Source organism: Devosia riboflavina, assembly GCF_000743575.1.
GTDB classification, from domain to species: Bacteria; Pseudomonadota; Alphaproteobacteria; order Rhizobiales; family Devosiaceae; genus Devosia; species Devosia riboflavina.
Genome location: NZ_JQGC01000003.1, coordinates 285711 through 300211, shown reverse-complemented (window position 1 = coordinate 300211; position 14501 = coordinate 285711). Strand labels below are relative to the sequence as shown.

Sequence of the window (14501 nt, the reverse complement as noted above, 5' to 3'; positions counted from 1 at the left end):
CCGAAACGGAGGTTCCCGCTTTCGCGGGAATGACACCGTGGAGATGGCGTTTCTTGTGATCCGCCACCCCATTGACAAACCCAGCCCACACGCCAATACTAAAGTCACAACTTAACAATTCCAAGACCCCCAAAAATGCCCCAGACCGTATCCGCCCATATGATGCTGACCCTGGATGGTTTCGGCAGCGGCCTCAACCAGACCCGCGAAAACCCTTTCGGCACCATCGATCCGAACCAGCTCGCCCGCTGGATGTTTCAGGACCGCGAGAACAACGCGGCCGAAGTGGCAGCCATCACCGATTACGGCGCCTATATCATGGGCCGGCACATGTATGCCGCGCCGGGCGATGGCCCGTGGGAAGCGGAGTGGCGCGGCTGGTGGGGCGATAACCCGCCCTATCACGCCCCCGTCTTCGTCCTCACCCACTACCCCCGCGAACCCCTGCAAATGGAAGGCGGCACGGTTTTTCACTTCATCACCGAAGGCTATGACGCCGCCCTGAGCCGAGCCCGGGAAGTCGCTGGCGACCGCAACGTCTCCATTGCCGGCGGCGTCAGCACCCTCCGCCACTATCTCAATGCCGGTGTCGTCGACACCTTGCACCTAAAAATCGTACCCCTGCTCGCCGGCCAGGGCGAACGCCTCTGGGATGGCATGGCCGCCAATCTCGAACCCATCGGCGCCCGCGCCACCCGCTACGTGACGCATATGGATTATCGCGTGGTGAAGTAGGGTAGCGCCCTACTTCCGCCGCGCCTTCCCGATCGGCCCAAGATGGGTCTGCTCAAACCCACCATTGAGCTTCAGCCCATAGCCCAGCATCCGGTCGAGCCCGATATGGGCCACCCAGATCGCCGCCAGCCCAAACGCCACCGGCCCGACAAGAAACCCGAGCAGCGCCAACAGCGCCGGGGCCACATAGGTATGCGCGAGATTATAGGTCGTGGCCCCGACCCGCGCCGAGCGCAGATAGCCGAGCATGAAAAGATCAGGCGCCAGAAACAGCACGGCAAACACCAGCCAAGATTGCCCGAGCCCAGCATAGGCGAAAACGCCAAATCCCAGCGCCGCCAGCCCTTCCAGCCGCTGCAGCACGATGGCATCGAGAACAGAGGGGCGATCCTTGGTCGAAGAGTCGGTGGTCATGGCAAAATTCCTTTCCGTGTCGGCAGGAAGATAGGCCTCATCACCGGCGAATAGAATTCGCCAAAATCCGGCGATCATCATTCATTATTGAATGGCTGCACGACGTCATCTTGCTTCTGCCTTGATGCGCCATATCTAATGGAAAAGCCAAACAGGGGATGCACCATGTCCACCAATGCGCGCCATTCCATCGTTGCCCTCAGGGCCCACGTTCCGGAAACCGCCTTCACCGCCAATACACTCGGCACGCTGCGCGAAGGCAGCGGCGCGGTGATCAACGACGAAGGCCTGATCGTCACCATCGGCTATCTCATCACCGAGGCCGAGGAAGTCTGGCTGACGACGCACGATGAGCGCGTCCTGCCGGCCCATGTCGTCGCCTATGATCAGGAAACCGGCTTTGGCCTCGTCCAGGCCATGGGCGATCTAGATCTGCCCGCGCTCCGCCTCGGCAGTTCCACGGCGGCAAAAGTGCGCGCCACCGGCCGTATCATCGATGGAGAAGGCGACGAGGTCATCAACGAGATCGTCGCCAAGCAGGAATTCGCCGGCTATTGGGAATATATGCTCGAAGAGGCGCTGTTCACCGCGCCCTATCATCCCTCCTGGGGCGGCGCGGCTCTCCTCGACGAAAACGACAATCTCATCGGCATCGGCTCGCTGCGCCTGCAAATGCTGCAAGCCGGCGACACCACCGACATCAACATGGTCGTCCCGATCGATCTCCTGAAACCCATTCTCGACGATCTCGTCACCCGCGGTCAGGCCCGCCGCGAGGCGCGTCCCTGGCTCGGCGTCTTCTCGGCAGAGCGCAGCAATGGCGTCGTGGTCATGAACGTCTCCGATGGCGGCCCGGCCGCCGAGGCCGGCCTCAAGAGCGGCGACGTCATTTCCGAACTCGATGGCGAAGAAGTGGAAGGCCTCGGCGACTTCTACCGAAAACTCTGGGCCAAATCCCCGGCCGGTTCCGAATTTTCCATGCGCATCGTGCGCTCCGGCCGCGAGTCCTGGCTGCGCGTCAAAACCGCCGACCGCAACGATTTCCTGAGCAAGCCGCCCCTGCAATAGGGGCGGTCAAGCAACCTGCATGGATTTCGTGAGCTGCACCGATTGCGGCAGCACGAATGGCGTGCCCGGCTTCGGCGCCGCGCCGACCTTCAGCGGCACGTCAAACACCGCTTCCAGAACAGCGTCCGTAAGAACCGTTTCCGGCCGCCCGCTCGCCACCACCTTGCCCTCGCGCAGGGCCGTGATCGCATCGGCATAGAGCGCCGTCAGATTGAGATCATGCAGCACGGCGATCACCCCGCCGCCGCTCCGCGCAAAGCCCTTTGCCACGTCCATGATCATCAACTGGTGTTTTATGTCGAGGCTCGAAACCGGCTCATCGAGGAAGAGATAGCGCGGTACGCCATCGATGACCGGCTCCCAGACCTGGCACAGCACGCGCGCCAATTGCACGCGCTGCTGCTCGCCGCCCGAAAGCTCGCCGTAAAAGCGCGCGCCAAAACCGGCGAGATCGACCCGCGCCAAGGCTTCTTCCGGCAGATGCTGCAAGGCGCGCGGATGCACGCCCGGCCGTCCCGCCGTCAGCCCCATGGCAACGACTTCGCGTACCGTGAAAGGAAAAGGCAGGTTGCTCGATTGCGGCAGCACGGCGCGAAGCCCGGCAATCTCCACCGGGCTCATGCTGGCGATGTCGCGGCCATCGAGGAAGATCGTGCCCGAATAGGCATAGTCCCGGCACAGCGCCTTGAGCAGCGTCGACTTGCCCGAGCCATTGGGCCCGATGATCGCCGTCAGTTTTCCCGCCGGCGCTTCCATGAAAACGCCATGCAGGATTCTGCGGCCGCCTACTGAAACGTCGATGCTGTCGATGGCAATCATTGCGCTCACCAGGCAAAGGCGCTGCGGCGATGCAGCAGGATCCAGAGGAAGAACGGCCCGCCGAAGGCCGCCGTGACGATGCCGATCGGCAGCTCGGCCGGCGCCACAATGGTGCGGCTCAGCGCATCACAGAACAGTAAAAAGGTCGCGCCCAGCAGCGCACTCGCCGGCAGCAGATAGCGGTGGTCCGGCCCGATGACGAGCCGCAACAGGTGCGGCACGACAATGCCGACAAAGCCGATACCGCCACTGACCGCCACCGAAGCGCCGGTCGCCGCCGCCACGGCAACGATGGTGATGCGCTTGAACCGCTGCACCGGCACGCCGAGATGCGAGGCGGTCGCTTCGCCCAGCGTCATGGCATTGAGCCCCTTGGCCAAAAAGCCCGCCGCAGCCAGCGCCACGAAAATGATCGGCCCGGCCGCAGCAACCTTGATCCAGGTCGCCCCCGCCAGCGACCCCATGCCCCAGAATGTGAGGTCGCGGAGCTGGTTTTCGCTGGCGATATAGGTGAGCACGCCGCTGAACGCCCCGGCCAGCGCGCCGATAGCGATACCGGCAAGCAGCATGGTGGCAATCGCCGTCTGCCCGCCGCGCGTCGCCACGCGATAGAGCACAAAGGTGGTAAGCAGTCCCCCGCCAAAGGCCGCCGCGGGCAGGGACCAGATGCCGAGCGCGGTGGTAAAGGGCGCCAGCGCCGTGCCCCCAAGCACGATGATAATGACCGCACCCAGCGCCGCGCCGCTCGACACGCCGACGAGACCCGGATCGGCCAGCGGATTACGGAACAGTCCCTGCATGAGCAGCCCCGAAACCGCCAGCCCCGCGCCGATAAGAACGCCAAGGATCATGCGCGGCATGCGGATATTGACGATGACGGCATAGTCTTTCAACACCGCAGCGTCATCGCCGCCAAAGCCCAGCCAGTGCCCGACGAGGTTGATCGCCGAGGCACCCGAGGCGCCAGTAGTCATGGACAGCACCATGGCTGCCAGCAGCGCAAAGACCAGGCCGATGACGGTGATGCGTCCGATATGGCTGCGATCGCCGGCGGGCCGAGCCAGTGTGTTGCTGGCGGGCAGAGACATGGTGCTGGCCATATTTGTTAGTGCGCCTTGCCTTCGAGGAGGTCGGCAAGTTCAGTCGCAGCAGCGGCCGTGCGCGGACCAAAGCCGAGGAGATAGGCCCCATCCATGCGATAGATGGCCTTGTTCTGGCCCGCCGGGGTCAGGGCAATGGCCTGGTTCGCCAGCAGTTCGGCTTCATTGGCGCCATGGTCGCCGCCACGATCCATCAGCAGGATGGCATCAGGCGCCGCAGCAGTAATGGCTTCCTCGGACAGTGGGCGATAGCCCTCATATTCAGTAATGGCATTCGTCGCGCCGGCCAGCGCAATAATGCCATTGGCCGCCGTGCCGGTGCCCGAAGCCTGGATCTGGCCACCTTGGTTGGAAAGGATGAACAGCACCTTCTTGGGCGCGGTGATGGCATCGGTGCGCGTCTTGAGCGCCGCGAATTCCGCCTCGAGCTTGGTGGCAAGCTCCTCGGCCTTGTCTTCAAGACCCAGGGCCTGGCCCACGGCACGCACCTTGGTTACGACACCCTCAGCCGAATAGCCTTCCGGCACGGTCTGGTATTCGACGCCGGCATGCGAAAGCACTTCCAGTGCTTCCGGGGGGCCGCTGCCCTCGATGACGAGGAGCCCACTCGGATTGACCGAGAGCACGCCTTCCGGCGCCAGCGCACGCATATAGCCCACATCGGGCAGGCTCAGCGCGGCTTCGGGATAGAGCGCGGTCTGGTCGCGGGCGACCAGCGTGCCCTCGGCGCCGAGCTCATAAAAGATCTCGGTCAGCGAGCCGCCGATGGAAACGAGGCGGGTGGTATCGGCGAACTTGTGCAGGTCTTCGGCCGAAGCCGGGGCAACCGCAAAAGTGGCGGCCATCAGGGCGGCAGCGATAGAGGTCAGGGTGCGAATACGCATTTTCAAAAGATCTCAAGCGGCGTTGGAAGTGGAGAAAAGCGGCAGTTGCTCGACCACGGCGCGCCATTCCGGGCGCTCGTCCACGCCTTCATGGCGCTGGCCGAAGAACTGGATGATCAATTCGCGGTTCTCGTCATAGAGCTCCACCGAGGTGACATGCCCATCCTTGGTCGGCTTGCGCACGGCCCAGGCCGCCACGACGTGGTCGAGGCGCAGATGCAGGTGGAAGGTCTCGTCGAGCACGTTGAGCCAGGGGCCCATGGCGCTGACATTGGTGATCGGGTCCGAATGAATCTGGATGCAGCCGTCATTGCCGACAAAAACCATGATCGGCAGATCGGTGCCCGCCACCTTGCGGAACATGGCGTCGACAGCCGTGTGGTCGAGCTGCCAGGCAAAATCCTCGCCCACCGTTTCCACGGCATCGAGACGCGGGAAATTGAGTTTTTTCAACAGCCCGAAGAACTGATGCGTATCGGTCATGGCCGACCAGGCTTCGCGCAGCGCGTCGACGCTGGCAGCCTCGCCTTCGATTTTTGCGGGCGGGTAGGGCGTCACTTCGATGACATCGGCCTGCTCGTCATGGCGCAATGTCTCGACCAGCGCATTCCATGCCGCGACATCGGTCGCCGGGCGCCCATGCACCTTGTGCACGGCATTGCCGGCGCGATCGAAAAACTGCAGCGAGCGCTTGGTGGAACCGTCTTCCGCCGTCTTTTCGATGGCAAAGCCATGCACCCAGCGGCTGGGGAAAATGCGCAGGTCAATCTGGTCGCCCAAGACGATGGATGCATGCGGATTGAACGAGGCCTTTTCATAGGGCCCGATCTTTTCATGCACGGCGCTTTCATTGCGCGTCAGCGCCATGACTTCGCCGACGCCCGGCAGGCCCTTCAGCACCGCCTCGACATCGGCGCGGATGCGGGTGGCAGTGCGGCCGACTTCGGCGGCCACGAGCTGGCCTTCGGTAATGCCGTGAATACGGGCAAAATCGCGCTCGCGCATTTGCGGGTGCAGCGCGCGAAGGTTGCGGATGTCTTCGGCGGTTTTGGCAACGGTCTCGGTCACGGGAAGGGGCCTATTTTGTGAGGATCAACTTGTCCTGCCGCGTGACCCGCAACCGATAAATCATGCCCTTGTGCTCGATCTGAATCTCGTTTCCACCACCCAGAATCTCGTCACTGGTGACGATTTTCGTCTGGTTTGTTGGCGGTGGAAGGTCATTCGCAGGCATAATTTATCCAGTGAAGTCAATCTGTTACGACGTCATCAACCAACGTCGCGGCAGGAGAATTAAACTTGACTTCTTTAGACAGAATAAATAATCAGCGCAATAGGTGATTGGAAGAGTCAGCATTCTTCCAGCCGGTCCGCCAGCCTTCTGCCAGCCAGCCGTTCACAAAAAGACTTATAAGAAACTGGAGACAGACATGGGGCTGGTCAGGTCACGCGCGGCCGCGCTTTTGGGCGGCGTCGCGCTGGCAATTGTTGCGCAGCAGGGTGCTCAAGCGCAAAATGTCAACGCAACGAATATTACTCTGCTCGAACGCCTCGTCATCGGCGCCGGCGCGCCCAAGGTGGCGATCAACACGCCGCAGGCCGTGACGGTGCTCAATCAGGCCGACCTCGACAAGGAACAGGCCGCGACCACCGGTGAGCTTTTCGCCACCGTGCCGGGCGTGACCGTTGTCGGCAGCCAGCGCCAGTTCGGTGAAGCCTTCAATATCCGCGGCATCGGCACGACCGAAAACTCGTCGGACGGCTCGCGCGTCGTCATCAATGTCGATGGCGCGCCAAAGTTCAACGAACAGTACCGCATGGGCTCGTTCTTCTCCGATCCCGAACTCTACAAGCAGGTTGAAGTGCTTCGTGGGCCTGCGTCCTCGACACTGTATGGTGCCGGCGCGCTGGGTGGCGTGGTCAACTTCACCACAAAGGACGCGTCGGATTTCATTCAGGACGGCGATACCGGTGCCCTGCGTGTGAAGACCTCGTATGACAGCAACGGCGCTGGCACACTGACCTCGGCCGTTTTGGCTCAACAGGTCAACGAAACCTTCGAAATCCTCGCGGCCGGCAATTGGCGCCGTCGCAACGATATTGAACTTGCCAAGGGTACAGTGCTCAACGGTTCGGCGTTCAATACGCTTTCGGGCCTGATCAAAGGAACGGCCCATTTCGGCGACAACGACGAGCAGGAACTGAGCCTGTCCTACCAGCGCTGGTATAGCGATGCGAAGCAGCAGCCTTACGCGCAGACCGGCACATCCACCCAGTTTGGTGTCATCGACCGTGAAGTGATCGACCAGACGGCGGTTCTGGTTTGGGAGAATCCGGCGACCGATAATCCGTGGGTCGATCTCAAGGTCAATCTGACCTATTCGGACACCACAAACAACCAGACCAATCACCGTCAGGTCGCCAACGGGCCGATCACGACGCCGGCGACCCTGGCACCGGGACCGGGCGGTGTATTCGCCCCCGTGGGCACCGAGAGCATCTATCTCGACACCCGCTATGGCTACAAGACTTGGCAGCTTAAGGCCGACAACACCATCGAGTGGATCGGCGATGGCTTTGAGAACTACCTGACCGCTGGCTTCTCCGCCTCTACCCAGGAGCGCACGGCAACTCGTCCGGGAAATGCTGCTCCGCTTCCAGCCCACCCACAGGGCACGGAAAACAAGATCGGCATCTTTGCCCAGAACGAATTCATCTGGGCCGAAAAGCTGACCCTGACTGCCGGCGCGCGTGGGGACTTCCATTGGGTCAACTCGACCACTGGGGCCCGCAACATTGAGGGCAGTGCATTCTCGCCCAAGTTGTCGGCTCACTACGAGGTCACCGACAATATTGGCGTCTTTGCGTCCTACGCCCACACTGAGCGCCTACCGACCATCGACGAACTCTATTCCATCAGTGCCACCAAGACCGCCAGCCTTAACCTGCAAAAGGAAAGCGCCGAGACCTACGAAGCCGGTTTCGCTCTTTCCGGCAACGATCTGCTTCAATCGGGTGACAGCGCGGCGCTCAAGACCACTGCCTACTATAGCGACCTGACGAACCTCATTACCTCGGCTACCGGAAATAACGTTCCGTACTATCGCAATGTCGGCAAGGCCCGCATCTATGGCGTCGAAGTCGAAGCCTCCTACGATAGCGAACTGCTCTATGCTAGCCTTGCTTATGGTCTGACCATTGGCGATGATCTCGTCGCAAATACGCCGCTGACCACTGTGCCACAGAGCAAGGCGGCCTTGACCGTTGGTATCCGCAACGTCGAGTACGATTTCGACGTAGGGGCTCGCCTTACGTTCGCCGATAAGGGGCGCTATGTTCTGCAGGTCGTGCAGGGTCAGAATGTGGGCGACGGCACTGCTGAAGCCTATGCAACGGTTGATCTATTCGCCAATTGGAAACCGGATACGGGGCCGCTGGCTGGCACTCAATTCCAGGTGGGTGTCGACAACCTCTTCAACGCCGACTACCGCCAGAATCTCTCGGCCGACCGTTCCACCGGCCGTACCTTCAAGATCTCGGTTGCCAAGCAGTTCGGCTGGTAAGCCTCAAAAAATCCAAGAGTTTTCCGTCCCATGCCGGAAAGTTCTTACTGAAACGGCGGCCCTTGGGCCGCCGTTTTTCGTTCCGATCGCTTACCCTCAAGGGTGGGGCGTGAGAGCCATAACGCTCAAATCTACTACCACTCAAACTCCGGCCCATTCACCCGGGCACCGAGCAAAAACACGTCCGACATCAGGCGCAGCGGCGCCGCATCGACATCGCTTTCGTGCCGATCGAGCAGGTCGGCAAAGCGGTCATACATGGCCGAATATTCGAGATCGCCATGCTCCAGTACGGTCTGGCTATTGACCACGAGCTTCCGCCCGCCATTCTCAAGCTTGATCTCGTTGCCTCGCCCGGTCTCGAACCGGATGGTCCAGATTTCCCCTGATTCTTCCAGCCAATTGAACCCGCAGGAGAGCTTTGGCTGATGCGCCTGGCTCGATTTGAAGACGATATCGGCATCGACCGGCGTCTGCCGATTGGCCGGAAAAGTCAGTTTTGAGCTTTCCACGAAAACCGGGAAGGGCATGACTTTCGTGAAAATCGAAAAGGCATTGATGCCGGGATCGCAGACACCAAAACCACCGGGCTCCCAGACCCAATCCTGCCCCGGATGCCACTTGCGCACGCTTTCGCGCCAGTCGATGCGTGCCGAAACCACGCCCTCATCGGCGAGGATCGTCTTCGCCCGGTCGACGGCGGCGTTAAACTGGCTGTGCCAGGTCTGATACAGCACGCGATCAAGGCGCTTCCCATGGGCAATGAGATCGTCGAGTTCGGAAATGGTCGTGGTCGGCGGCTTTTCCATCATCACGTCCTTGCCGGCGTCGAGCGCCTCGCGAACGTAGGTGTGGCGAATGCCCGGCGGCGTGCAGATGGAAACCAAGCCAACTTCGGGCATGGCCGCATAAAGCTCTCCCGGCGTCTTGAACACCGGCACCGAGCCATGGCCCACGCCGCGCGTCGAAACCGTCGCCGCCAGCTCGAAGTCGTCCGAGGCATCGATCACCGGCAGGTGCTGGTCCACAGCAATCTTGCCCACACCGATAACCGCGATTTTGCGCTTGGCCATAAACAGTCTCCCGAGCCGGTTTTGCGGCACGTTAGAGCAGAGAGCGGCAAGGCCGCCAAGGCCTCACCTCAGAAAAGTATGATTTTTATTCCGACTGTGGCGCCGGAGGCTCCCAAAGCTCGATCTGGTTGCCTTCCGGATCATGAATTCTAGCAAAGCGACCGGTCTCCGGCGTATCCCATTCATCCGGTCGCGTCTCGACGGCAATATCGGCGGCGCGCAACTGCGCCATCATCCCGTTGAGATCATCCACCCGAAAATTGATCATCCATTGCTTGTCGGCCGGAAAATAGTCGGTGCTCTCCTTGAACGGCGCAAACACCGTCAGCCCTGCCTCCTGGTTCCAGAGCCCCGTCACCCCAAGATGCAATTCATACCAGGCCGCAAGCCGGTCCTTGTCCCGCGCCCGAAAGAAAAACCCGCCAACGCCAAGTGCCTTCGCCATGTGGTCCTCCCGTGATCACTTCGCCCCTCTTCCGGTATATATCGGGCGCCCATCCCACCCACAGCGTCATTCCCGCGAAAGCGGGAACCCTGTTTAGACGGAGGTCCCCGCTTTCGCGGAGATGACACTGAGGTCGCAGCCAACACTGCGCACACTCTACCGGATCAAAATGGCCCGGAAATCATTCACATTCGTCCCGGTCGGCCCCGTCACAAACAAATCCCCGATCGCCTCGAACGCCCCATAGGCATCATTGTTCGCCAAGGCTGCCAGCGGGTCCACCCCCGCCTCACGCATCCGCCGCGCCGAAGTGCCGTCCACAAACGCCCCGGCATTGTCCTCGGACCCATCGATCCCATCCGTATCCCCCGCCAGCGCCGTCACCCCTTCGACGCCATCGAGCGCGATGGCCAGCGCCAGCAAAAATTCCCCATTCCGCCCGCCGCGCCCTTTTCCGCGTAGCGTCACCGTGGTTTCACCCCCGGAGAGCAAAACCACCGGTTTCTCGAACGGCTGGTTGCGCTGCGAAATCTCCTTGGCAATGGCCGCATGCACCAGCGCCACATCCCGCGCTTCACCCTCGATGGAGTCGGAGAGAACCGCCGCCGCAATTCCCCGCTTGCGCGCCTCTTCCGCTGCCGCCGTCAGCGACAGTGCCGCCGAGGCGATGGTGACGACGCTATTGCCGACAAAGCGCGCATCGTCCGCCCGCGGCGCCGGATTTTCATCACTCGCCAGCAGCGTCTTCGCCGCCTCCGGCAAGTCCAGCCGATAGAGCTCGGCAAATTTCCTGGCATCGGCCCGCGTCCCAGAGAGCGAAATCGTCGGCCCGGAAGCCACCAGCGCCGGATCATCCCCCGGCACATCCGAAACCACCAGCGTCGCCACCCGCGCCGGCGCCGCCAGCGCCGCCAATCGCCCACCCTTGATGGTCGAAAACTGATTGCGGATGAGGTTCATCACCCCGATCGGCGCCCCCGAGGCAAGCAGTGCCCGATTGATCGCCTGCTCATCCTCCAGCGCCAGCCCCTCGGCCGGCGCCGGCAGCAGCGCCGAGCCGCCCCCCGAAATCAGCGCCACCACGAGATCATCCGCGCTCAATCCGCTGACAATCTCCTTGAGCCGCTTCGCCGCCTCAAAACCCGCCCCGTCCGGCACCGGATGCGCGGCTTCCACGATCTCGATCCGCTCGCATTTTTCCGCATAGCCATAGCGGGTGACCACGAGTCCGGAAATTTCTCCGTCCCAGGCTTTTTCAAAGGCTCGCGCCATCTGCGCCGAAGCCTTGCCCGCCCCGATGACAATTGTCCGGCCCTTGGGTTTTTGCGGCAAATGCCGCGAAACGGCCAGCGCTGGCTGGGCGCGCTCCACGGCAAGCTCGAACAGGGTTTGCAGCAGCGCGCGATCCATGGTCATCCTCAAAACCCTGATTTTCCTCGCCGCCTTTGTGGAGAGGTGCGCTTGCCTTGTCCAGCCTTGCCGTCATGTCAAAAGGCAGACACATAGAGGCGCTAGCGGCACGCTTCTGGAGTTTTCATGACCGAACGATTCGCCATCTATTACGCGCCCTCCGCCAATAGCCCGCTCTGGGACCGCGCCGCCGCCTGGCTCGGCCGCGATCCCCTCACCAACGAGACATTTGACGGTCCCGTCGCTGGCGTGGAGCGCAATCGCCTGCTCAACCTGACGCAGTCAGCCAATCGCTACGCCTTTCATGCCACCATCAAGCCGCCCATGGCGCTGGCCGAAGGCACGACCATCGAAGAGCTGCGCGCAGCCCTCGCCAATTTTGCCCGCACTCAGGCGCCCTTCGTGCTGGGCCACCTGCGCGTTGCCTCCCTCGATGGCTTCCTCGCCTTGATCCCCGCCGAGCCGAACGAAAAACTGCAGGATTTCGCCGCTCACGTGGTGGAAGAGTTCGAACCCTTCCGCGCCCCGCTCAGCATCAAGGATCGTGCTGCCCGCGCCGCCCGCGGCCTCACGCCGCGCCAGGAAGAATTGCTCGATTCCTATGGCTATCCCTATGTCTTCGACGAATTCCGCTTCCACATGACGCTGACCGATCGCCTGCCGGAAGTCGAGCGCGCCGAAATTGCCACGGCCCTCGAATCCTGGTTCGCCCCCGACATTGCCGAACCGATCCTCTTCGATCGCCTCGTGCTCTTTCACGAGCCCGACAGCGGCCGCCCCTTCCGCCGCCTCGAAGACTACAAGTTGGGAGCGTAACGTGTCCGACCTCGTCCTCTCCAATGCCCGTGTCGTCCTTGCCGATGATGTCGTCACCGGCAGCGTTTTGGTGCGCGATGGCAGGATTGCCGATATCGACAGCAAAAACACCCGCAGCGGCGAAGACTTTGGCGGCGACTACCTGATCCCGGGCCTCGTCGAACTCCACACCGACCATCTCGAAAATCACTATCGCCCGCGTCCCGGCGTCTTCTGGGATCCGCTGGCCGCGCTTCACGCCCATGACGTGCAGATATCCGGCTCCGGCATCACCACGGTTTTCGACGCCGTCCGCATCGGCTCCGATGTCGACCTGCCGAACATGTTCGAACATTCGAAAAATCTGGTGGAGGCCGTCCGCGCCGGCCCCGAACAAGGTTGGCTCCGTGCCGAGCATTTCCTGCACCTGCGCTGCGAATTGCCGAGCCACGACGTCGTCGAACATTTCGAGGCTTTTGCTGATCATCCCCAGACCCGTCTCGCTTCGGTCATGGACCACACGCCGGGCCAGCGCCAGTTCCGCTCGCTCGACGACTACAAGCGCTTCTACGCCAAACATATGGGCCAGAACGAAGAGCAGATGCTGGCCTATATCAATGCCCGCCAGGCCGAGCACGACCGCCATTCCGCCCCCAATCGCAAGGCCATCGTCGCCCGCGCCCATGAACTGGGCCTGGCTCTCGCCAGCCACGACGACGCGACCCTGGCCCAGGTCGAAGAAGCCGCCGAAGACGGCATTTCCATCGCCGAATTTCCCACGACCCTTGAAGCCGCCGCCGCTGCCCACGACGCCGGCCAGGCCGTCCTTATGGGCGCGCCAAACGTGGTTCGCGGCAAATCCCACTCCGGAAACATTTCAGCCAGCGATCTCGTCGCCGCCGGCCTCCTCGATATCCTCAGCTCCGACTATGTCCCCTTCGCCCTGCTGCAGGCCGTCTTTGTCCTGCCCCAGCGGTTGAAGGAGATCAGCCTGCCCCAGGCCCTCCTCCTCGTGACCAAAAACCCGGCCGAAGCCGCCGGCCTTGTGGACCGCGGCGAGATCGCCATTGGCAAGAGGGCCGATCTGGTGCGAGTTTCTGGAGAGACGCGCGTGCCCGCCGTGCGCGCCGTCTGGAAAGAGGGGATCAGGGTCAGTTGAGCGATCGTCCGCCCGGAGTGCTGGTTCTCGTCATTGGCCCTTCCGGCGTCGGCAAGGATACGCTGATCACGGGCGCCCGCCAGGCGCTCGATGCCGACAAGCGCTTCAGCTTCGTGCGGCGCCTCGTCACCCGCCCCACCGATCTTGATCTTGAAGACCATCTTTCCATCGAGCCCGAAGAATTTGCCGAGGCCCTCGCCGGCGATCGCCTGGCGCTGCATTGGGAGGCGCACGGCCTCAACTATGCCCTGCCCATCGGCGTCGATACCGACCTCGCCCTCGGCCGCATCGTCGTCGCCAATGTTTCGCGCCATGTCGTGCCCACGGCCATGGCAAAATACCCCACCTGCCGCGTCGTCATGATCACGGCCGAAATCTCGCTCCGCGCGGAACGCCTGTCGAAACGCGGCCGCGAGAGCCGCGACCAGATCACCGCCCGCCTTGCCCGCGAAGGGGCGGCCCTGCCGGCCGATGTCTCCCCCGTCGTCATCGACAATTCCAGCTCCGTCGGCATCGGCGTCACCGCCTTCGTCATGGCCCTACGCAAACTCGCCGACGAGTGAACCCTTTTTCGCTTCGGTGCGTTCAATCCTGATCAAGCGTCAGGAGTTCTCAATGAGCCGAAACGGACTTTATGCCCTGGTGGCCGTGCTTGCCGTGGCCGTCGTCGCCTTCGCGATCTATACCTATCAGCAGCAGCAATCCCAACCGGGCATTGAAGTGCGGATCGACGAGCAGGGAGTGTCCATCGATGGAAACGGCTAGGGAAACGCACCGCACGGCCATCGCCACGGCCTTGTCGGCCGAATTGCAGCGCCAGGCCGAGGCCGGCGCGCAACGCGTCGATGTGGAAGCGCTGGCCGAAGCGGTCCTGCGCGTGCTCGATCCGCATCCGCCCCTGGCCGAAGGCCAACGCCCCGAAGAGCTCAATTCGAGCAATGATGGCTGATCGATCCGTTGATCTGCTTACAGGCCTCCGCATTTCTGCGCGCCGGGCCGGAAAGGCGCTTCCAACCGCCCCGGCCTGATCATTTTC

General features: G+C 62.2%; 17 protein-coding genes. 8 read left to right on the top strand and 9 right to left on the bottom strand.

All coding sequences use genetic code 11. The features are described 5' to 3' along the window. Positions 1 to 135: 135 nt before the first annotated feature. Entirely contained in the window at positions 136 to 735 is a 600-nt protein-coding gene (locus JP75_RS04570; RefSeq protein ID WP_035079820.1) for a dihydrofolate reductase family protein, read from the top strand. A 9-nt stretch (positions 736 to 744) separates the two neighbouring features. On the opposite strand, the gene JP75_RS04565 is transcribed toward JP75_RS04570, so the two are convergent. Continuing rightward, entirely contained in the window at positions 745 to 1149 is a 405-nt protein-coding gene (locus tag JP75_RS04565; protein WP_051960381.1) for a DUF4260 domain-containing protein, read from the bottom strand. 165 nt (positions 1150 to 1314) lie between these two features. Between JP75_RS04565 and JP75_RS04560 the strand changes: the two genes are divergently transcribed. Beyond that, entirely contained in the window at positions 1315 to 2217 is a 903-nt protein-coding gene (locus tag JP75_RS04560; protein ID WP_035079818.1) for a S1C family serine protease, read from the top strand. Between the two features lie 6 nt (positions 2218 to 2223). On the opposite strand, the gene JP75_RS04555 is transcribed toward JP75_RS04560, so the two are convergent. From JP75_RS04555 to hemP, 5 genes are read right to left on the bottom strand one after another with little or no spacing between them, the layout of a single operon-like run. Further along, positions 2224 to 3036, bottom strand: a complete 813-nt coding sequence (locus JP75_RS04555) for a heme ABC transporter ATP-binding protein (RefSeq protein ID WP_035079816.1) — start codon at positions 3034 to 3036, stop codon at positions 2224 to 2226. A 5-nt stretch (positions 3037 to 3041) separates the two neighbouring features. Next, positions 3042 to 4124: a FecCD family ABC transporter permease gene (locus tag JP75_RS04550; RefSeq protein WP_244446254.1), complete on the bottom strand. Its 1083-nt coding sequence runs from the start codon at positions 4122 to 4124 to the stop codon at positions 3042 to 3044. Positions 4125 to 4141: 17 nt separating this feature from the next. Further along, on the bottom strand, positions 4142 to 5020 hold the full coding sequence (locus JP75_RS04545) for a heme/hemin ABC transporter substrate-binding protein (protein ID WP_035079811.1): 879 nt from the start codon (positions 5018 to 5020) through the stop codon (positions 4142 to 4144). A gap of 12 nt (positions 5021 to 5032) precedes the next feature. Continuing rightward, on the bottom strand, positions 5033 to 6088 hold the full coding sequence (locus tag JP75_RS04540) for a hemin-degrading factor (protein WP_035079806.1): 1056 nt from the start codon (positions 6086 to 6088) through the stop codon (positions 5033 to 5035). A gap of 10 nt (positions 6089 to 6098) precedes the next feature. Further along, entirely contained in the window at positions 6099 to 6254 is a 156-nt protein-coding gene (hemP, locus tag JP75_RS25735; protein WP_084587472.1) for a hemin uptake protein HemP, read from the bottom strand. A 196-nt stretch (positions 6255 to 6450) separates the two neighbouring features. Here hemP and JP75_RS04535 point away from each other — a divergent pair, with 196 nt between their 5' ends. Further along, positions 6451 to 8583 carry a TonB-dependent receptor domain-containing protein gene (locus tag JP75_RS04535; RefSeq protein ID WP_035079803.1) on the top strand — a complete coding sequence of 711 codons (2133 nt, stop codon included), beginning with the start codon at positions 6451 to 6453 and terminating at the stop codon, positions 8581 to 8583. A 134-nt stretch (positions 8584 to 8717) separates the two neighbouring features. Here JP75_RS04535 and JP75_RS04530 read toward each other — a convergent pair whose 3' ends face one another. From JP75_RS04530 to JP75_RS04520, 3 genes are all read right to left on the bottom strand, one after another. Further along, positions 8718 to 9656: a Gfo/Idh/MocA family protein gene (locus JP75_RS04530; RefSeq protein WP_035079800.1), complete on the bottom strand. Its 939-nt coding sequence runs from the start codon at positions 9654 to 9656 to the stop codon at positions 8718 to 8720. 85 nt (positions 9657 to 9741) lie between these two features. After that, on the bottom strand, positions 9742 to 10101 hold the full coding sequence (locus JP75_RS04525) for a VOC family protein (RefSeq protein ID WP_035079797.1): 360 nt from the start codon (positions 10099 to 10101) through the stop codon (positions 9742 to 9744). A gap of 156 nt (positions 10102 to 10257) precedes the next feature. Beyond that, positions 10258 to 11517: a glycerate kinase type-2 family protein gene (locus JP75_RS04520; protein ID WP_035079794.1), complete on the bottom strand. Its 1260-nt coding sequence runs from the start codon at positions 11515 to 11517 to the stop codon at positions 10258 to 10260. A gap of 120 nt (positions 11518 to 11637) precedes the next feature. Between JP75_RS04520 and JP75_RS04515 the strand changes: the two genes are divergently transcribed. The 5 genes from JP75_RS04515 to JP75_RS04495 are packed head-to-tail and all read left to right on the top strand — an operon-like array spanning position 11638 to position 14414. Then, positions 11638 to 12327, top strand: coding sequence for a DUF1045 domain-containing protein (locus tag JP75_RS04515; protein ID WP_035079790.1), 690 nt, complete (start codon positions 11638 to 11640; stop codon positions 12325 to 12327). 1 nt (position 12328) lies between these two features. After that, positions 12329 to 13465 (top strand): alpha-D-ribose 1-methylphosphonate 5-triphosphate diphosphatase, encoded by a 1137-nt coding sequence (locus tag JP75_RS04510; RefSeq protein ID WP_035079786.1) that lies wholly within the window; start codon positions 12329 to 12331, stop codon positions 13463 to 13465. Next, on the top strand, positions 13462 to 14028 hold the full coding sequence (gene phnN, locus JP75_RS04505) for a phosphonate metabolism protein/1,5-bisphosphokinase (PRPP-forming) PhnN (protein WP_035079783.1): 567 nt from the start codon (positions 13462 to 13464) through the stop codon (positions 14026 to 14028). The genes JP75_RS04510 and phnN overlap by 4 nt, the downstream gene beginning before the upstream one ends. 52 nt (positions 14029 to 14080) lie before the next feature. Beyond that, positions 14081 to 14230: a hypothetical protein gene (locus JP75_RS26765; protein ID WP_035079779.1), complete on the top strand. Its 150-nt coding sequence runs from the start codon at positions 14081 to 14083 to the stop codon at positions 14228 to 14230. Continuing rightward, a complete protein-coding gene (locus tag JP75_RS04495; protein ID WP_035079776.1) occupies positions 14217 to 14414 on the top strand; it encodes a hypothetical protein in 198 nt (65 codons plus the stop codon). Before JP75_RS26765 ends, JP75_RS04495 begins: the two co-directional genes overlap by 14 nt. Positions 14415 to 14501 lie beyond the last annotated feature (87 nt).